This is a genomic window from Embleya sp. NPDC127516 (assembly GCF_044765325.1).
Lineage (GTDB): Bacteria > Actinomycetota > Actinomycetes > Streptomycetales > Streptomycetaceae > Embleya.
This window is the reverse complement of the sequence record NZ_JBIWJT010000023.1, coordinates 131726-150324: the sequence shown is the minus strand read 5'-3', so window position 1 is coordinate 150324 and position 18599 is coordinate 131726. Positions and strand designations below refer to the sequence as shown.

The window sequence follows — 18599 nt, the reverse complement described above, 5'->3', positions numbered from 1 at the left end:
GCCACGGTCATCGACTGTCACAGCAAGGCGGTCGTGGGTTGGGCCATGGCGGATCACTTCAGGACGTCCCTGATATCGTCGGCGCTGGACATGGCCGCGGAGCGGATACGCATCGAGCCGGATGCAGTTTTTCATTCCGATCGCGGCAGCAATTACACGTCCGAAGAGTTCGCGAAGTCGGTCGTCGGTCACGGGATGAGGCAGTCCGTCGGCCGCACCGGTGTTTGTTGGGACAATGCCATGGCGGAGTCATTCTTCGGGGCTTTGAAGAACGAATGGCTCCACCGCTACGTCTTCACCACGCACGCGAAAGCACGGGGTGAAGTCGTTCGATACATCGAGGGCTTCTACAACCGCCGACGCCTCCACTCCGGACTCGGCTATCGCACACCCCACGAAGTCCTGCACCCAGAGCGGGAATTGAACCTGATGGCATAGAACAACAGCAATCAACCCGTCCGGAAAACGCGGGGCTCCTCAAACACCCCACTGGCCCGCGAGACGATCCCGGAACCACCGGACTCGACCCCGACAGGACCAGGTCAGGGGCGCTTTTGGCTTTTCTGACCGCATGTCGGACGCCATGCTTCATGAAAGCGCGAGGTCCAACGGTTCCCCGCATTTCCCAAGGAGCCCGGCGCGAGTTCCAGGTCCATATCCTGAAGTGGTGGCGCACCGCGGGAACTACTGCGACAGAGGAGCCACTCGCTCTTGGTCCAGCTTTGCCCGCATGACGCTCACCGGGAGGCTCGGATTGATCCCCGGCATGCGAGGATCCATGTCGGGGTCCTCGAACAGTTCCAGAAGTCGCGGGACAGGAAGCCTCGGATCGCACGCCATGGTGTCGCGGACCCGGGTATCCGGGTCGCGGCTCAGACGCTCGATCAACGATGCCGGCGCGTCCGGATCCCAGGCCACCATGGCCCGGGCGGCAGCCGACGGATGGTCTGCGAGGTCGCGCAGCCCCCGGGGCTCGAACGCCGGCGCGCCCAAGAGCACTTGCCAGCCGGGGACCCGGGCCAGCACAAAGCCCATGAACAGGTGATCGGTGCGTCCGGGTTGCTGCAGCACAAGTCGAAACGGACATCTTCGCCCGGGTCGGCGGCGAGTAGCGCGACGACGTCCGGCGGCAGCATCGCGGACCGTGCGGCGCAGCGCCTGAGCCATGGGTGGCCGGACCGCGCGCAGCGCCGCATGGTGTCCGGATCGCCGTGAGCGCGGGCGATCCACGCCGGGGGCCGGAACAGGGGGTTGCCATCCAGCGCGGCGGTGTAGTCGATGGCATCCCGCTCGGCTTCCGCCAGTTCCTCGCGGAGGGAGACCGCGAACCGCACGTCCACGTCCTCGTCGGTGGCGAGCCGGGCGACGGCGGCCGGATCGAGCGTCGGGTTCTCCGCCGCCGCGAGACGGACGATCACGTCCTCGTGGCGGGCCACGAGCATCGAGGTGTCTGTGTCGAGCACGCAGCAGCGGGCTATGTCGTCGGCCTCGACACCCGCGTCCAGGAGGCCGCGGGCCGCCCCCGGGATACCTCGGTCCCGAGCCACAAGAGCGGCCAGGCGCACGTCCTGGACCGCGTCTTCCAGCAGCCGCCCGCGGCTGTCCTCGTCGAGCAGCCCCCAGCCCCGCCGGCACAACGCGCTGCGGATCGCCTCGTCCGGATCACGCGACAGCAGCAGCGCGGCGGTCGGCGAGAGGTCCGGACTGGTCACGACTTCCCACCGCACCCGGTCGTCCGGGTCAGCCGCCAGCTCGGTGATGATCCGCTCCGGCAGCAACTCGCGCCGATGGTCGGCACCGACTCTGGTCGGGCCGGCGACCAAGGTCGCCCGCACGCCGAAGTGCGGATCGCGCGCGAACATGACACGGTCCGCCATGGTGGCGGTCCCACAATCCAGCACCGCGCGGCGTACCCAGTTGTCGGGATGGACGACCAGGGCGTCGATCACCGCCGGCGACAACCTGCTCCGCGCCGCGACCGCAGACGCGAAGCGGGCCGGCGGCGCCAGAAGGCGTAGCACCACGTCATCGGGTGCTGCGGGATTCCCGGCGATCGCTTCGAGCTGTCTGTCCGATCGCCGGGTCACTCGTCCTCCTGGTCAGGGGCATGACAGGCGGAAGACCGCCGGAGGTCACCCGCCGAAGAAATCCCCAATGGCACGCCCGAGATTTGCGAGAACGCTCCGCTCGGTGAACCGGTTCTCATGGTACGCCCTGTTGATCGCTCTCCAATTCGGCTCACGAGCTTGCGACTTGGGAATCTTCACCTTGTTCTCGTAGAAATCGATGTCGGATCATCGCCGATCTCCCAGTTCCATCGCTGTCGCCACGCGGGTTATCTCCCAGGCCGTCCCGTTGCCTTTCGCTGCGATGTCGAAGGGGTTGGTCCCGATATTCATGCCGCGTGCCAGGTGGAACCGGGAAGGTCATCCAGGAACTATTGGAACAGTGAGGCTCGGCTGGTCGTTTCCGGACGTGCCGCGCAGTTCGCGGACAAGTACGTGGTGGTGCCCGCGGACAGCCCGCTCCGCAAACGGCCGGTGGAACTGGTCGACCTGGCGAACGTACGCAAGTTGGGCGACGCCATGGAGGAAAGTGTTCGCAGACCCGATGCCGTCGTGAACGGTCGCCGAATGATCGTGCTCACGCAGCCGGACGAATCCCTCGGCACGGCCACGCTGTACTTCCCGACCGAGGGACCGCCGTTGCCGATTCGGGTCGAGGCAACCGACGCGAAGGGCGACGGCGTCACCCTGGACTGGTTGGACTTCGACCGACCAGTCGACATCCGGCGACCCGCCGCAGAGCTCGTCCTCGACCTCACCGGGCAACGCGCAAGATCCTGAGGGCCGTTGCGACGGGCGTTCGGCGCCGTCGACGTCGTCCCACTCGCGGTTGTGGGCCGGGTCGAGCAGTGCCCGCGTGTTGCCCGGGTCCTGCCGATGCGCGAACATCCTCGGATGGAAACGGACGAGGACCGGACGCTGGTGCGCGTGGTGCAGACCTGCCACGGCTTTCCCTCGCAGTGGAACGCCTGGACGCCGTGGATCGACGTCGCACACCACAACCCCACCGCGCGCGACTGAACACCGATGCCCCCCGGCCCCTGCGGCTGTCCGTCCCGCCGCCGCGCTCGGATCGAGGGCACACGACCGGGCGGGCGATCCGCTCGCCCGGGGCACGGGGTTCTCCTTCTTTCGGATGCCGGTAGTGGTCTTCGGCACCCGTGGCCGGTGAGGTGACGCACGATGGTGAAGCGCTCGGAATACCGGAGGGTGCTCGACGCCGTGCGGCGCGGGATGCTCGAGGGTTCGAGCCCGGACGAGGTGGTGGAGGAGTTCCGGCGCAATGGATTCCACCGGGTCGAAAGCATTCGAGCTCTCATCGAGTTCGGCCTGTGCGAGCCACACCAAGCGAAGAGGACCGTTCACTTCAGCACGGCATGGAGTTCGACCCGGGAGGCGAACGAGGATCTTCACTCGAGACTGGAGGCCGCCCTGATCGAATCCTCGAAGCAGTACGAACAACACACCGCGGTGTCCGCATCGCCCAACACCGCGGCGCCCTCGGGCGGTTCACCCGCACCGGACTCCCCACCGCCGGCACGCCCGGGGGCTTGAGGGCGTCGAGGAGCGTGGTCCCCATGACAGGACAACCCGCCTGTACCAAACACCCGACATCAGTCGACGGTCACCCTCGTCACATCGGGTGTTTCGCGAACACGCGGTGCGCGAGCCGGCCGCCCTCGTGACGCGTTGTGGTCAACGCTCGTCAAACCACCGGGTGGTCGGCCCGGGATCGGCTACGGGTACAGCGCGCAGGCGCGCGGGATCCAGCCCCTGGTTGTCCCGTAGCGGATCTCCTGCCAGACGTCGCTCCTCTTACCGCAGACGTTCAAGGACTGCCCTGAACTCTGGGAGATGTTGCACGCCTTGCTTCCCTTGGGGAACACGCCGAGCGCGGTGCTTTTCGTGGTGGGAGTGGCTCGGATCTTGAGGCTCGTCTTGGCCTTGACGTACATGCCGCTCGAACAGGACGCGGCTGTGGACGTACTCGCCGCCTGCGCGGGCGCGACGAGACCGAAGGCCATGACGGCGACCAGGCCCGCACCCACCAGAGTTTTCTTGATCATGCGCCATCCCTCGTCTTGTGAGCACTGTCGCCCGAATTCAACACCGAACGCCCCCGGCGCCGTCGGGGTTTCTCGACCATCCGCGTGAATGGTCATCCCGTCGCGCGTGAAGTGGACATCGCACGTCGGGGGAAAAGAAAAGCGCGGCTCCGGCGACCCGCACCACCCGCCTGGGAGCGATCCGCCCGGATCGCGAGGCGTACGAGAGGAACACGGCGCGAAGGCGGCGTCCTCGACGGCGAACGCCCACCCGTCGGCCTCGCCGCCCCGGATCACCCCCTCCCTGCCCGCGACCGCGGCGTGGCCGAACTCCTCGGGTCGTCGATCGCCTGCGCCAACCGGTGGAGCGTGTGTGTGGGACGCGCCGCGAACACGCGTCCTGGGCGCCGTTGTGCAACGAGGCGCATCCGCCGTCCGATGGCCATCCCGGGCCAGCGATCTGCAAATTCGGGGATTGGGCACCAGTAGTGGGCCGCCCGGGGCGACGGCCCGGCACGGAGAAAATGGGGATACGCTCATCGCCGGGAATCCGTAGACTGGTCGTACCGACGCGGGGTGGAGCAGCTCGGTAGCTCGCTGGGCTCATAACCCAGAGGTCGCATGGTTCGAATCCTGCCCCCGCTACCAGTGTTGAGGAGTCCGGCCGGTGGCCGGGCTCCTGCTTTTTGTGTGCTCGGGTCGTCAGTGGGCGATGCCTTTGTCGAGGACGCCGGTGGAATACGGACCGGAACCGGGCAGCGTTGTCGATCCGGTGACTTCGACCCGAACGGCGGACACCGGAGTGCCGGCCGGCTCGATAGCGAGAGTGCCGGGGGCTGAGGATCATCGGCTCTGTACCAACGCCGTCGGCCTGTAATGGAGTTGTCGTCGGTAACGGCCTCGACCGTGGCCGCCGGGCCCGGCCGTGCGTCACGCGCCGCGACGGGGGCTTGCCGCGTCGTGGCGCACCAAGCGGATGTGCGCGGCGGATGGGTTGCGAGTGCGCAACGACCACCGATGCGGGCGCGGTTGCGGGCCACGATGGGTGCATGTCTTCGCGTCCCGATACGCGGCCGATGGGTGGTTGCCTGTTGTGGCTCGGCCGGTTCGTCCTGGCCGTGATCACCCTGGCGGTCGTGACCTTCCTCGGCGGGCTCTACGCCTGTCAGCGGCAGTTCGCGGCGGACGAAAGGGAGAGGGAGGCGCACGAGAGGCATCGCGCGGAGGAACGGCGTGCCCGGATCGAGGTAGAGGCGCCCTTCCGGGTCTTCGGCCGGCCAACGAGTGCGGAGTTCGAGCGCTTCGTCTTCGACCGGTGTTGGCGCGACACCACACCACGGATCAAGCCGCAGGCGGGCATGGTGGGCGTGGTCTGCACCTCCACGGTCGTGTACTTCTATGGTGCGGACGATCCCACGATGTCGACGGCCGAGTTCGGGCGCGAGGCGCGAAGGCTCGGGTCGACGCCCGACACGGCGACCTGGGCGCGGCCACAACCGGTTCCGGACCTGCGCCCCCCGGACCCGACGCCCCCGCCGGGGGCGGGCGAGCAATACGGCCCGCTCGAAGGGAGCGGAAGCAGCCCGGACGCCAAGCCCGTGCGTTGGCAACATGCCTACACCGAGCACCCGTTCGTCGTCCGCGCATCCGTGACGATCCACTACCGGACCGAACGCACCAAGCCGAAACCCACCCCGCCGCACACCCCGATGTTCCCCGAACCACCCGCGACCTGCGCAGGCGGCAACCGCCCGTGGAGCTGCCTGTGACGGAAACCGCGGCGCGGCGGAGGGGCGTCGGGAGGGGGCGGACCGGAACCTTGTGGTGCGGTCGTCCATGCGTCGATGTGGTGGCGTTGCGCGAGCACGCGCCCCGGGTTCGGGTATGCCGCGTAGATTCGCTCGTCTACAGCAGGGGGGGTAGACGAGCGACGACACCGACGACACCTCGACTCCCGAGGGTCTGGAGCGCCTGGATGCTCGCAGGAGTGACAAGAGGGACCTGGTCGAGGGGCAGCTGCCGATGACGGCTCGCGAGGAGCAGATCAGTCTCGCGTTCACGCGGATGATCACGTACGCGGCCGGGTGCGCCGTCAAGACGCACGACACCGACTACGAGGGTGTGGATCTCACCATCGCGTCGTCGGTCGAGTACAGGCGGATTCTCGGACCGCAATTCGATCTCCAACTCAAGGCGACGATTCAGCACAAATTGCTCACCGAGGAGCACATGGCGTGGCCGATGAAGGTCAAGCCGTTCCGCAAGCCGGTGCGCGGCAACGACGGTAAACGGCATATCCCCGCCTATCTCGGGGTGCTCGTTCTTCCCGAGGACGCGTCCGAGTGGGTCGTGGTCGACGAGAATCGTCTGATCACGGAGAGCCGCATGTTCTGGCAGGCGGCTTCCGCTTTCCCGGTGGGACGACGTCCCAGCGGACGCAGACCGTCCATTTGCCGAGATGTAACACCTGTTCACCGTCGAGCAGCTGCTCGGCATCATGGAGACTGTCGGCGAGAGCGAGAGGTGGTCGTGATGGGCGTTGCCGAGCTCGACGGCTACCGCGAGGTGGCCTCCACCCTCACGCCGACCGCCGTGTCCCAGTTCCTTGCCTCCGGGGACTGGGAACTCGAGGCGCGACAGCCCGACGTCCGCGAGATCTGGCGTCTGGTGTCGGCCGGCGGCGCGGTCCAGGGTCGGGTCCTGGTCCCCCTCGCCACCGGCTGGGCGGACTTCCGGCAGCGGTTCCAGGAGACCTTGGAGTCGCTGGCCCACATCCACGACTGGGACGCGCAGGAGCTGTACGAGCGGGTCGTGGGCACGCACGCGGATCTGTTCTTCGTGCGGCTCGACCAGGCCATGACGGACGGCACCATCCCGTTCCACCAGGCCGAGAAGACCATCGAGGCGCTCTACAAGATGATCCGCGCGGCCGCGACGACCACCGCCTCCCCCGCGCATCCGCATCGCGGCCGGCTGCCGGCCGGCGTGTCCGACTTCCTGGACGACGACGTGCGGCTCGGACACACCAAACGGGGCAGCTTCGCCTTCACCCTCGTGACCCGGCTGGGGCCGCCGTCCGCACCCGATCGCAACGACGACGGCCCGTCACGGGACCTCGTGCAACCGTTTCCCCGACGGGTGATGGAAACCCTGGCGCGTGGCCTGGAGACCACGGAGCGGGTGAGTCGCCAATGGGACGAGAGCGTGATCGAGGACCCGGGTCGACAGGGGGTGAGTGCCGCTCTGATCGAGTCGTTGGAGGACATCGTCGCGCCCCACCTGCGCTCGCTGAACCTGTCCTTCGCATGGGCCGCCGCCGCTCCCCGCCCCGACGTGGGGCTGGCGACCATCGTCTTCGATCGCGACGTGATGGTGGAACTGCCCCGCGTCCGCGAACGGCTCGTGCGCCAGGAGGAACCACCGCGGCAGGAGACCCTGGTGGGGGTGGTGCACGGCCTGCAGCGCGACGAGGCCGGACCCGACGATCAGGACACCGCGTCGGTCACCCTGGTCGCCGAGGTACGCGGCAGAACACGCAAGGTCCACGTGACCCTGTCTGACGGTGGTCGTGGAAAGCGGCTCTGCGTCACATTCCGGGGAGTACCTACGGTCGGTGACGACGGAGCCTGGGGGCGCACGTCGTTCTGATGGGTGCGGTTGCGCGCGCCGGAGCCCCATGCACGAAACTGATGCTCCATCAGCATGTTCCTGAAGGCTGGACTGACCAGCGTGTGGTCCGCACGGTCGGTCCATGGAGATGTCGTTGTCGTGGTGGGCCGGGCTGCTGTTTCCGAGGGCCGGGGTGCGTGTCGAGAGCGTCGAGGTCGATGCCGACGAAGTCCGCGTCCGTGCGGTGGCCGGCGCCCAAGGCGCGGCGTGTCCGGGCTGCGGTGCTCTGTCGGTGCGGGTGCACGACCGCTACGTTCGGCGGCTGGCCCACAGCACGGTTGCCGGCCGCGCGGTCGCGGTCGACCTGCTCGTGCGCCGCTTCGTCTGCGACGACCGAGGGTGCCCACGAGGGACGTTCGTCGAGCAGGTCGACGGGCTGACCTGGCGCTACGGCCGCCGTAGCCGCGCTCTGCGGACGGTGCTGGAGCGGATCGCGCTCGCCTTGGCGGGCCGGGCCGGCGCCCGACTCGCGGTCGGACTGGGCATGTTGGTCAGCGCGGCCACCCTGCTGCGGCTGATCCGCGCGCTGCCGGAGCCTGCCCTCGACCACGCGCCAAGGGTGCTCGGTGTCGATGATTTCGCCCTCCGTCGATCGCACGTCTACGCCACGGTCCTCGTCGACATCGAGGGCCACCGCGTCATCGACGTGCTGCCGAACCGGACGTCGGAGACCCTCGTGGCCTGGCTCGATGCCCACCCGGGTGTGGAACTCGTCTGCCGTGACCGGGCCGGCGCGTATGCCGAGGCGGTGCGCACTGCCGCACCCGATGCCCAACAAGTGGCCGATCGGTGGCACGTGTGGAAGAACCTGTGCGACGTCGTGGAGAAGTGCGTCCTCGCGCACCGCGACCGCCTTCCCGAACCATCGGACGCCGATGAACCCGAGCCCGAGCCTGACATTGGAAGCCCGGTTCCGGGTGCGGTCGAGGGCGCACTGTGGGTCCGTGGCCGGGAGCGGTACGCCGCCGTCCAAGACCTGGTCGCCAAGGGCGTGGGGATCTCCGCGATCGCCGAGGTGCTCGGCCTGGATCGCAAAACGGTACGGCGGTTCGCGCACGCGGTAAGCGTCGAGGAGGTCCTCACCGTGCACGCCGCCCTCAGCCGCGGCACGCTCCGGCCCTACCTCGGCTATCTCCACCAGCGGTGGAACGAGGGCTGCACCGACGGCGCCGTCCTCCACGCGGAGATCCGGCAGCTCGGCTACCGGGGCGCCAGGCGGACGGTGCGGCGCCGGCTGCAACCCCTGCGGGCATCCGGACGGCCGGCGCTGAAGGTGTCCAACACACCCCCTGTCCGTTTGGTCACCCAGTGGCTCACCCGCCACCCCGACTCTCTCGCCGCAGAGGAAACGCTGCAGCTCAAGCGCATCCTGGCGCGCAGCCCCGAGCTCCAATACGTGTCCAATGCGGTGCGGGGGTTCGCCGAGATGATGCGCGACCGCCGCGGACGCGAACTCCCTGACTGGATCGACCGCGTCGCGGCCGAGGGCTGTCCGCCACTACGCGCCTTCGCCGTGAACCTCCGTCGCGACCTCGACGCTGTCACCGCCGGCTTGTCGCTGCCCTGGAACAGCGGTCCGGTCGAAGGCGCCGTGACACGCATCAAATACCTCAAGAGGCAAATGTTCGGGCGGGCCAACTTCGACCTCCTACGACTTCGGATTCTCAACCCCAACTGAGCGACTCTCACCCAGAGTTGCCGCTCCCCGGAATGTGACGCAGAGCCGAAACTGTGGCCACCAGTGGGGAGAATTGCTGGCCGCCCATGGGGAGATAAGAGGGTCTTCGGCGAATTTTGTGAAGGCGATCATGGTGTGGTAGTCGTGCTGGGTGCTCGGGGGTCAAGCTGCTGAACTGTTGAGAGTCCTGTTCCCGCACCTGTCGCCAGTCGCGGTCGACACGATCGCTGTGGCCGGGAAGTCGTTACGGGTCAAGGCGCGTTGCACCGGGACGGACGGGGTGTGTCCCGCCTGCGGTACGTCGTCCCGGCGGGTCCACAGCCACTACGCGCGAACACTCGCCGACACTGCGGTCGCCGGACGCGCAGTCGGTATCGAGCTGCGTGTTCGCCGTTTCTTCTGCGACGACACGGCCTGTGGGAAGCGGACGTTCGCCGAACAGGTGGACGGGCTGACGGTCCCGTACGGCCGGCGCACCCCGGCCGCGCAGCGGCTGCTGGAGCGTGTGGCGCTGGCCCTCGGCGGCCAGGCCGGCGGGAGGCTCACCGCGCATATCGTCGTCCCCACCAGCGGGTCGACGCTGCTGCGGACGATCCACCGGCTCGACGTCCCCGCGCCGCCGAGGGTGGAGGTGCTGGGCGTGGACGAGTTCTCGCTGCGGCGAGGCCGCGTCTTCGGGACGATCCTGGTCGACATGGAAACGCACCGGCCCGTCGACGTGTTGCCGGACCACACCGCGGACACCTTCGCCGCCTGGCTGCGCGAGCACCCCGAGGTCCGGATGGTCTGCCGCGACCGCGGCGGCGCGTTCGCCGAGGCCGCCGAACGCGCGCTTCCCGGTGTTCCGCAGGTCGCGGACCGCTGGCACTTGCTCGACAACCTCGCCACCGCAGTGGAGAAGGCCATCCGGCGAAACCGTGCCTGCCTGAACCCGCCGGAGCCCGAACGCACCGTCCCCGGGCGCGCTCCTGACGCCGACGGCGAGGAGAGCCCGGCCCGGCAGCAGATACGCGCCCGCTGGACCGAGATCCGCACCCTCTACGAACGAGGCACGACGATCACCGCGATCAGTGAGCAGACCGGGCTGGACCGCAAGACCGTCCGCCGCTACGCGCACGCCGACACTGCCGATGAGCTGATCACCGTCCGACCGCGCCGCGGCAGCGCCCTCGCGCCCCACATGCCCTACCTCGCCGCGCGATGGGCGGAGGGCTGCAACAACGCCCAGACGCTCCGCGACGAGATCGCCGCCCGCGGCTATACCGGCGGCCGCAAGACCGTGCGACGCTTCCTCAACGAGCTTGCAGACAACAAGACTTCGCCCACGAAACCGGCCCCGCCGCCGTCCGTTCGCGAGGTGGTCCGGTGGATCGTCGGCCGAGCCGAGCGGCAGAGCGAGGCCGCCCGCCGGCAGCTCAAGGAATTGTGCGAGCGCTGCGACCACCTCGCCGAGATCAACCGCCTCGCCCGCAGCTTCGCCACGCTTCTCCGGCAGCGCCACGGCCACCGGCTTCCCGAATGGATCGCCCGGGCGGACGCCTCCGACATCAAGGAGCTCCGCACGTTCGCCCTGGGCCTGCGCAAAGACCTCGATGCGGTCACCGCCGGCCTGACACTGCCCGGGAGCTCGGGCGCGGTCGAAGGGCACGTGAACCGGACGAAGATGCTCAAACGTCAGACCTACGGCCGCGCGAGCTTCGCACTCCTGCGACGACGAATACTCCTCGCGGACTGACCACCTTCACGGAATTCGCCGAAGACCCAGATAAGACTGGCCGTTGACACCTTGCAGGTCGGTGAGCACGTCAGGTGTGTCCGTCGGCTTCCTGGTGTGAGTGAGCCACCGCATCCGGCACAGCTCTCCGGCTGGCCCGGGTAGGGAGCGTCGGGGCCGGCGCAGTGGTGTAGGTGTTCCGTCTTAAAACGCTCTTTGACTTCTTCCTGGGAGACCCCGCGCCGGATAACCGGGGTTCCACACCGGGATCGTCCTCGCCCGTCCCGAGGCCCGCCGTCGAATCAAGGGCCGGGGCAGGCCGCGGACCCGCCACTCCCGATCAGGGCCTGGTCGTGCGCGGATCGGATAGTCGCGTGTCCGGTCCGCAGGTCATCATGTGATGCCTTCAACTTCCCTGACACGGACCGTCCTTCGGGAATGCCGGCCGTGTCGTCCGAGATCGGAATTCCCTTGCGTAGACGTGTCCTGGGCATGAGCGCCTTTCTGATGGCTTCGAGTGCCCTCTTCACTGTTGTCGCCGCCCCCACCGCCGAAGCGGCGTCCCAATGCCAAAAGAACACGCGGAGGTTCGACATTCCGTGGGCATCGGACGTTTCGGTGACCATCCAGTTGTGTGTGAACGGGACGGCCTCCTCGCGACGAGCGGTGGCGACCGTGACATGGGACCGGGGCGACGCCAACGGCGCATCGCCTTTCGAGAAGTTCGACGTCTTCGTACGGCTCGAGCGCAATGACGTCTCCAAGTCGACCCGCCACGGGGACATCGACTTCAAAATCAACGGATCCGACTGGGGCGCCACGGCGATCGCCTCGGGGGCAGTCGTTCCCCAGCCCAGAGGGGGCTGGACGGCCGACGGCGTCGTCTACTACAACATCAACAACGACGGTGAAGGGCAGAAGACCTGGTCCCTGACCGGCAGCCCGAAGATGAACTGACGGACACCACCCACGCGCCGAATCCTCAAGCACGGAGGGTTCGTGGCGAACTCCGGTCGCAGCGGGCATCGAGGCGCGGACGCGCTCGATGGATACCTCTTCAAGAGAAGAGCCTCCGAGCCCGATGACTCGGCCGGGCCGCCGGTTCGTGGCGGTCGACCGCGCCGACAACCGCAGCCCCGCGGTCACCACGATTGCGGGGCTGCGGCCTTGCCCGGCCCACCCCGGGCCTCGTGTCAACGGTCATTGGGACACCCGCCGTTGTGGTCGCAGGCTGGTGGCCATCTGCCACCTACCAGTCGCTCGGCGCCGTCCTGACCGCCCACCAAGGCGCGCACGGCCCGGCCCTGGCCGGTTTCGACCTCGTGATCGTCGACGAGGCCCACCGCACCACCGGATCCACCGGGAAGGAATGGGCCGCCGTCCACGACGACACCCGACTCTCCGCCACACGACGCCTCTACCTCACCGCCACACCCCGGGTGCGGGAACCGCCCGGCAACAGCGCCTACAGCGAGGCCACCGCGCCGCACGTCGTGTACCAACACGGCGCCGCCCTCCTCGACCTGAAGACAGGCGACCTGGTGTTCCTCAACCCAGGGCGTCGAGGACCTCGTCACCGCCGACGCCGATCAGGTGGTCGGTGCATCCTGCCGTGACGGCGGGCGCCAGGTAGGCGCGGTCCATGGCCTGCATCAGATCGAGAACGCGGGCCGATCCGTCACCGGCAACGGCAGCGTGCCGTCCAGGCCGGTGTAGTGCACGGTGCCCGCGCCACCGAACGTCACCCGCAGGTCCAGGCGCGGGAAACGGGCGGCGATCGATCGGGCGCCGGCAAGGTCGACGGCGGGGGTGTGGGTGTCGTGGTAGACACACCCGACCACGTCGCCACCGTGTTCCTCGTCGGCGGCCAGGGCGCCGATCGTTCCCGAGTCCAGGCCGCCGGACACGTCCGCACTCCACACCGGGCCCCGGCCCGCGGCCACGCGTCGGCGGACGGCATCCGTCAGGGCCGGGCGCAGCAGCGCGGCGGCCTCGGCCAGCGAAACATCTTCGTGGGGGCCACGCACGTCCCGCTCCATCCACGCGCCGTCGCCGTCCAGGACCAGGGCCCGCCCGGATCGGACCTGGCGGATCCCCGCGAAGCCGGGCCGGTCCGGGCTGTCCACGCCGCCGACGCTCATCTCCGCGACCAACGCCGTCCAGTCCACCGCCGCACCCGTCAGGGCCGCCGGCGGCGTCATCCGCGACGCCCACACCACGCCGCGCGGAGTGTGGGCGACGTACACGGGCCGGACACCGGCGAGGTCCTCGTACACCCACGTCTCGCGCTCGCGACGCGCCAACACCCACATCGATCCCGGCAACCCCGTCGGTGCCCGCACGTCCCCCTGCGCGAACGCGCCTGCCGCGGAACCCAGTTCGTGTTGGTCGGCGGTGCACTCGCCCACGGCGACCATGCGCACCCCGTCCCGTTCGACCGCCGGACGCGTCCTGGCCGGCCTCGCCGCCGGCGTCGACACCACCGTGATCGCCGCGCGGATCGGCGACACCGGCGAGGCACCCCCCGACATCGTCGAGCACGACGTGCACGCCCTGGTCGACGCGCTCGCCCGACGCGGGCTCCTCAGCGAGGCATGTGCGCCCCGAGTCCGCCGTTCCTGCGTGTCAACGCTCCGCGAATCCGCCGCCATTCGGACGAGCCGAAAACACCCGGTCTGGACGACCGGTTGTATCTCACCGGCCGGTGGCGCACACGCGGACATCACCGGGCCGCCTCACCCGACCACACAGCCACGCACCGGTTCGAAGGTGCATCACGGAGCGAGGGACCCTCACGTCTCCATCGAGGGATTGGGTCGGCCCGCAGTCGCGGGTACCGCTGCCCAGCCGCACCGCCATGACGGTGGCCCTGTCGAAGTGCGGTGCGCAAGGCGCCGAATATGGGTGTCATCAGGGTTTGGGGCCTGGCTGTCGGCCTGTCACCAGCCGGCCGCCGATCCCGAAGCCACGGCGCCGCGCGGCTCCGGTATTCCCTCGCTCACGTCCACCACGGCTCGAGGGAGACCTCTCGAACTTTCGATGATCACGGATCCTGAGTACCCTCCTTGCCACCGCGTAGCTTGGCAAGTAGCCCAATCCGGGCCGGAATTGGCTCGCCCACCGCGAGTTCACACCACACCGGCCGGGGTCGGCCGCTGCCACCGCGGCACCGTCGAACTCGAAGCCGCACTCGTCGCTCGATCCCTCGACGACGGTTCATCACTCGCGGCACCCTCGACCGTGCCCGCGGGCCATCGAAGAAGCGGTCATGCGCCGAACCATGTCAGCGGAGGAAGCCCTGTCCCTGCACAGGGAACGCTCCACCGTCGGCAAACGAATGAGTGCCGGTGCCCAGAGTTCGGTCTGGCGCATCGACACTCGAGGCGGACCCGTGTACCTGCGCGAGGAACGCAACCCATGGACCTCGGCCAGCGCGAGACAACCTCGCATCAAGCAGCGTTTGTGGCGGCCGGCCGACATCCTCAGGACCATGGGCTCGCAGTCCGAACGGGTGCCTCCGCTGTTGCACGACGGCGGAAACTGGATGATCGTCGCAGGTGTGACCGACGCGCATCCTCAGCCCCTCAGGCGCTCGGCCACAGTGGCTCGTCGAGGACATGCCGGAGATCGTCATGAACGACTTCGGTCGCATGACGCGCGGAAGCGGTCTGGCGCTGCCCGACAACTGGGCGCCGGACGGGAACACCGGTGCGTACATGGCGCAACAGCTCGCCAGGCACAGTTTGCGGTCAGACAGCGTGCGCGCCGGGCAGTATGCGGATTGGTACCCCCTGCTCGGCATTCCGCGTGGCGCGCTGTCGTTTGCGAGTCACCGGCAGCCATGGCAATCCGTACCCTTCGGCATGGTGCACAACGACCTGCATCCCGAGAACATCCTGCGTTCCCGCGGCGAGACGTTCGTCATCGACTGCGATCTGGCCCAGTGGGGCCCGATCACGCGCGGGTTGGCCCAGCATTGTGCCGAGTTCGACTACGCCCCTTCCCAACTGGCGGAGATCAAGGAGAGGGCCGCGAATCTCCGCCCGGACGCGGCGTCGTCGATCGAGGCCGACTTCGATCGCTTCATCGGCTATGAAAGGGAATTGAAGGCAACCAGTGCACCCCTGCGTATCGAGGCGGGTCTGGCGAAGTTGGCCAAGATGTCCGCGAGCGAACAGGAAAGCGGTCTGTGGGCCTTGGCGGCGTCGGTCACGGCGCTTGTCAACGCCGCCGTCGTGCAGGTGTGGGGGCGAGAGCCTCTCGAACCGGCCCAGGTCGCCAAGGTCGCCGGATCATTGCTGCGTACTCTCGCGGCGTCGAAGCCGAGCGCCCGCATCCTCGAACTCGGCACCGGGGCAGGGGCCTCCGCTGCTTGGCTGTTGAGCGGAATGTCCAGGGACGGCAGTCTGCTGACTGTCGAGAGCGACGACCGCCTCTGTGCGGTGGCCGAGCAAGCTCTGGGAGGGGATGAGCGGATGAGCGGATCGTCCACGGTGATGCGGCTCGGCTGCTCGACGAGGTGGCCGGCAGCAGTTTCGATGTCATCTTCGCCGATGCCTGGATCGGGAAGTTCGAGCGATTGGACGAGGCACTGGCCCTGCTCGCGCCGTCGGGCCTGTACATCGTCGACGACCTGTTGCCTCAGGGAACCTGGCCGGAGGGGCATGGTCCCCGCGCCGAGGCGCTGACCCGGCAACTGTCAGCGCACCCGTCTCTGGCTGTGACCACGCTCGCCTGGGCGTCGGGGATCCTCATCGGCTCACGTATCCGAGAAGGCTGAGCCGGTGAAGGATCGTGTACATCTCGCCGTCCCGAATAGCCCACCCGATCGGACACGTTCGGCCGCCCGCCCGGGCCTGAAAGGGCCCGGGCGGGCGCGTTCGCGCGTTAGCGGGGTTCAGTTCGCGACGGGGGCGTCCAATAGTCGTCGGATCGCGTCGCCGATGAACCGGGCGCCCGCGGAGTCGGCGCCGCCGCCGGTGAGGTGGCCCCACTCGCCGGGGATCACCTCGACGCTTCCGTTCGTGATGTGGGAGGAAGCCCACTTCTCGTCCTCGGGCGGGAAGTAGAGGTCCTTTTGCGCTGGGAGGGCGATCACGCGAGCGGTGATCGCGGCGAGCGCCTTGGTGACGTCGCCGTCGTGGCCTTCGGTCGTGCCGACGTCCGCGTGCTGCCACGTCCACAGCATCGCCAAAAGGTCGTTGATGTCCTGGCCGGCGAAGTTGGCCTCCCAGAAACCCGTGAGGAAGTCGTCGAGGGACGCGAAGCCGAGTTCGCGGTGCCGTTCGTTCCAGTAGAAGGCCTGCGAGAATCCCCAGCCGGCGTACACGCGGGCGAACGCCCGCAGCGCCGCGGCGTGGCCGGGTGCGTGTCGGCCTTCGCGTGCGCCGGGTGCGGCGGTCAGGACCGCCCTCAGTCCCTCGATGAACACCCGGTTGTGCGGTGCGGTCTTCGGGGAGCCGCAGAACGGCAGGGCGCGGGCGACCATGTCCGGGTGCGAGACCGCCCACTGGTAGGTCTGCAAGGCCCCCATGGAGCAGCCCACGACCAGTTGCAGGCGTTCGATGCCGAAGTGGTCGTGGACCAGGTGGTACTGGGCGCGGACGTTGTCGCGCACGGTGACGTCGGGGAAGTCGGCCGCGGCGTTCGGCTCGGGGGTGTTCGACGGTGACGAGGAGACGCCGTTGCCGAACAGGTTGGGGACGATGACGAAGTAGCGGTCGGTGTCCAGGGGTCGTCCCGGGCCGATGAGCCATTCGTTGGCGGTGTGGTCGCCGGCGAACCAGGTGGGGGAAAGAACCGCGTTGGACTTGTCGGGCAGGAGGGAGCCGTGGGTCTGGTAGGCGAGTCGGGCGGGGGTGAGTAGGCCGCCCCTCTCGAGTGCGAAGTTCGCGAGTTCGAGGGTGGGGTGCTTGGTGCCGGGCATTGCGTTGCGGGTCCTTTCGGGGCAGGGGATGCCGGTCAGGCAGTCAGGGCAGGTGGGCGGAGGGTGTGAGGAGCGGGTTTCTCGCGACACGTTCGGCCACGGCGGTGGCGGTGGCCTCGTGTCCGGCGCGGCAGATCAGTTGGAGTGCCACGGGCAGGCCGTCGACGGTCCCCACCGGGATGCTGAAGGCGGGCAGGCCCAGAAGGTTCCAGGTGCTGGTGAGGGAGAGCAGGGCGTCGCGTACGGCACCCGAGGGCCGATCGCCGATGTGCAGCCGGCGTGTGTTCAGTGGTGGCGCGGTGATCGGGACGGTCGGCATGGCGATGAGGTCGTGCCCGTCGAGCAGGTCCTCGGCGTGGCGGGCGGCCACCGCGCGTGTGGCGAAGGCGGCTTCGTACGCCCACCTCGGCACCGTCGCCGCGGCGCGCAGTCTCTCCAGGACCTCCTCGTCGAACAGCCGTGGCGCGTGTTTCATGCGTGCGGCGTGCAGGGTCGATGCCTCGGTGCCCTGGATCGCCGCGAAGGCGTCACGGCATGTCGGTGCCCAGGTCCAGTCGACGTGTCGGGCACGGATGCCGATCTCTTCCAGGGCTCGCCGTACGACGTCGACGACTCGCGGGTCCCGCTCCGCGGGCTCGGCGGCGGACTCCAGCCATGCGACCCGGGGAGTGGTGACGGGCCCCGGGGGCGGGTAGTCTGCGTTTGTCGTGGTGGCGGCGAGGATCCGATGGACGGTCAGGCAGTCGGCGGCGGTGGCGGCCAGGACGCCGACGTGGTCGAGCGATCGGGCCAGGGGCAGAACACCGTCGGTGGGTATGGCTCCATAAGCGGGCTTGAAACCGGCTACGCCGCACAGCGCGGCGGGGACTCTTACCGAACCACCGGTGTCGGTGCCCAGGGCGTACGCCACCTGGCCGGCGGCGACCGCGGCCGCGCTTCCGCCGCTCGACCCGCCGGACATGCGGGTCAGGTCGCGCGGGTTGCGGGTGGGACCGTGCATCGAACGGTCCCCCATGGGGCCGTACGCGAACTCGTGCGTGGTGGTCTTGCCGACGATCACCGCACCGGCGGCACGCAGGCGCCGGACGCACGTCGCGTCGTGGCGGGCGACGCGACCCGCGAGATGGGCCGACCCGGCGGTGGTCGGCAGCCCGGCCACGTCGATCATGTCCTTGATGCCGACGGGCAGTCCGTGCAGGGGGCCGCGGTCCACGCCGTCGGCGAGTTCACGGTCGGCCGTCAGCGCGGCCGCCAGCGTGCCTTCGGTGTCCACGAACGCGAAGGCGTTGACGTCCGGATCGGTACGGGCGATGCACCGCAGCGCGGCGTGGGCGAGTTCTCCCGCAGTGGTGCGCCCGGACCTGAGGTCAGCGGCGAGTTCGGGGATCGTGCGGCCGGCGAAAGGGCCGGGGGGTGGCGTGGTACGCGCGAGGGTGGAGGCGTGCTGCGTCATGGCGGGATCCCGGAGATGGGGGCGGTCGGGGTGGGTCTCGCAGGCGGT

The 18599-nt window shown here is 68.9% G+C and carries 16 protein-coding genes, 1 tRNA gene and 1 pseudogene; 13 read left to right on the top strand and 5 right to left on the bottom strand.

Features of this window, described 5'->3' with window-relative positions; translation table 11 throughout:
• Positions 1-438 (top strand): IS3 family transposase (locus tag ACIRL2_RS35710; protein WP_402237840.1); only part of this gene is annotated, 438 nt, incomplete at its 5' end.
• Between the two features lie 446 nt (positions 439-884).
• Here the strand turns inward: ACIRL2_RS35710 and ACIRL2_RS35705 are convergent.
• Positions 885-2024: a hypothetical protein gene (locus ACIRL2_RS35705; protein WP_402237837.1), complete on the bottom strand. Its 1140-nt coding sequence runs from the start codon at positions 2022-2024 to the stop codon at positions 885-887.
• Positions 2025-2411: 387 nt separating this feature from the next.
• On the opposite strand from ACIRL2_RS35705, the gene ACIRL2_RS35700 reads away from it, so the two are divergent.
• The 3 genes from ACIRL2_RS35700 (at position 2412) to ACIRL2_RS35690 (ending at position 3620) form a co-directional block, all read left to right on the top strand.
• Entirely contained in the window at positions 2412-2846 is a 435-nt protein-coding gene (locus tag ACIRL2_RS35700; RefSeq protein WP_402237834.1) for a hypothetical protein, read from the top strand.
• Positions 2847-2960: 114 nt separating this feature from the next.
• Entirely contained in the window at positions 2961-3086 is a 126-nt protein-coding gene (locus ACIRL2_RS35695; RefSeq protein WP_402237832.1) for a hypothetical protein, read from the top strand.
• A 189-nt stretch (positions 3087-3275) separates the two neighbouring features.
• Entirely contained in the window at positions 3276-3620 is a 345-nt protein-coding gene (locus tag ACIRL2_RS35690; RefSeq protein WP_402237829.1) for a hypothetical protein, read from the top strand.
• A 182-nt stretch (positions 3621-3802) separates the two neighbouring features.
• Here the strand turns inward: ACIRL2_RS35690 and ACIRL2_RS35685 are convergent, their stop codons facing one another.
• Positions 3803-4132, bottom strand: coding sequence for an SH3 domain-containing protein (locus ACIRL2_RS35685; RefSeq protein WP_402237826.1), 330 nt, complete (start codon positions 4130-4132; stop codon positions 3803-3805).
• 549 nt (positions 4133-4681) lie between these two features.
• Here ACIRL2_RS35685 and ACIRL2_RS35680 point away from each other — a divergent pair.
• From ACIRL2_RS35680 to ACIRL2_RS35645, 8 genes and pseudogenes are all read left to right on the top strand, one after another.
• Positions 4682-4759 (top strand) — tRNA-Met (locus ACIRL2_RS35680).
• Positions 4760-5160: 401 nt separating this feature from the next.
• Positions 5161-5880 (top strand): hypothetical protein, encoded by a 720-nt coding sequence (locus ACIRL2_RS35675; RefSeq protein WP_402237823.1) that lies wholly within the window; start codon positions 5161-5163, stop codon positions 5878-5880.
• 253 nt (positions 5881-6133) lie between these two features.
• A complete protein-coding gene (locus tag ACIRL2_RS35670; protein WP_402237821.1) occupies positions 6134-7759 on the top strand; it encodes a hypothetical protein in 1626 nt (541 codons plus the stop codon).
• A gap of 103 nt (positions 7760-7862) precedes the next feature.
• Positions 7863-9458, top strand: coding sequence for an ISL3 family transposase (locus tag ACIRL2_RS35665; protein ID WP_402237818.1), 1596 nt, complete (start codon positions 7863-7865; stop codon positions 9456-9458).
• 151 nt (positions 9459-9609) lie between these two features.
• Positions 9610-9855: pseudogene (locus ACIRL2_RS35660) on the top strand (transposase family protein); the annotation flags it as partial.
• Between the two features lie 45 nt (positions 9856-9900).
• Positions 9901-11193, top strand: a complete 1293-nt coding sequence (locus ACIRL2_RS35655) for an ISL3 family transposase (RefSeq protein WP_402237856.1) — start codon at positions 9901-9903, stop codon at positions 11191-11193.
• A gap of 471 nt (positions 11194-11664) precedes the next feature.
• On the top strand, positions 11665-12129 hold the full coding sequence (locus ACIRL2_RS35650) for a hypothetical protein (protein WP_402237816.1): 465 nt from the start codon (positions 11665-11667) through the stop codon (positions 12127-12129).
• A gap of 233 nt (positions 12130-12362) precedes the next feature.
• Positions 12363-12788 (top strand): DEAD/DEAH box helicase family protein, encoded by a 426-nt coding sequence (locus ACIRL2_RS35645; RefSeq protein ID WP_395872822.1) that lies wholly within the window; start codon positions 12363-12365, stop codon positions 12786-12788.
• 36 nt (positions 12789-12824) lie between these two features.
• On the opposite strand, the gene ACIRL2_RS35640 is transcribed toward ACIRL2_RS35645, so the two are convergent.
• Positions 12825-13682 carry an asparagine synthase-related protein gene (locus tag ACIRL2_RS35640; protein ID WP_402237814.1) on the bottom strand — a complete coding sequence of 286 codons (858 nt, stop codon included), beginning with the start codon at positions 13680-13682 and terminating at the stop codon, positions 12825-12827.
• A gap of 1107 nt (positions 13683-14789) precedes the next feature.
• On the opposite strand from ACIRL2_RS35640, the gene ACIRL2_RS35635 reads away from it, so the two are divergent.
• The gene (locus ACIRL2_RS35635; RefSeq protein WP_402237811.1) at positions 14790-15860 is read left to right on the top strand and encodes a phosphotransferase; all 1071 of its coding nucleotides are present in this window, start codon (positions 14790-14792) and stop codon (positions 15858-15860) included.
• A 209-nt stretch (positions 15861-16069) separates the two neighbouring features.
• On the opposite strand, the gene ACIRL2_RS35630 is transcribed toward ACIRL2_RS35635, so the two are convergent.
• Positions 16070-17098 (bottom strand): alpha/beta fold hydrolase, encoded by a 1029-nt coding sequence (locus ACIRL2_RS35630; protein ID WP_402237810.1) that lies wholly within the window; start codon positions 17096-17098, stop codon positions 16070-16072.
• Positions 17099-17141: 43 nt separating this feature from the next.
• Positions 17142-18551, bottom strand: coding sequence for an amidase (locus tag ACIRL2_RS35625; RefSeq protein ID WP_402237808.1), 1410 nt, complete (start codon positions 18549-18551; stop codon positions 17142-17144).
• Positions 18552-18599 lie beyond the last annotated feature (48 nt).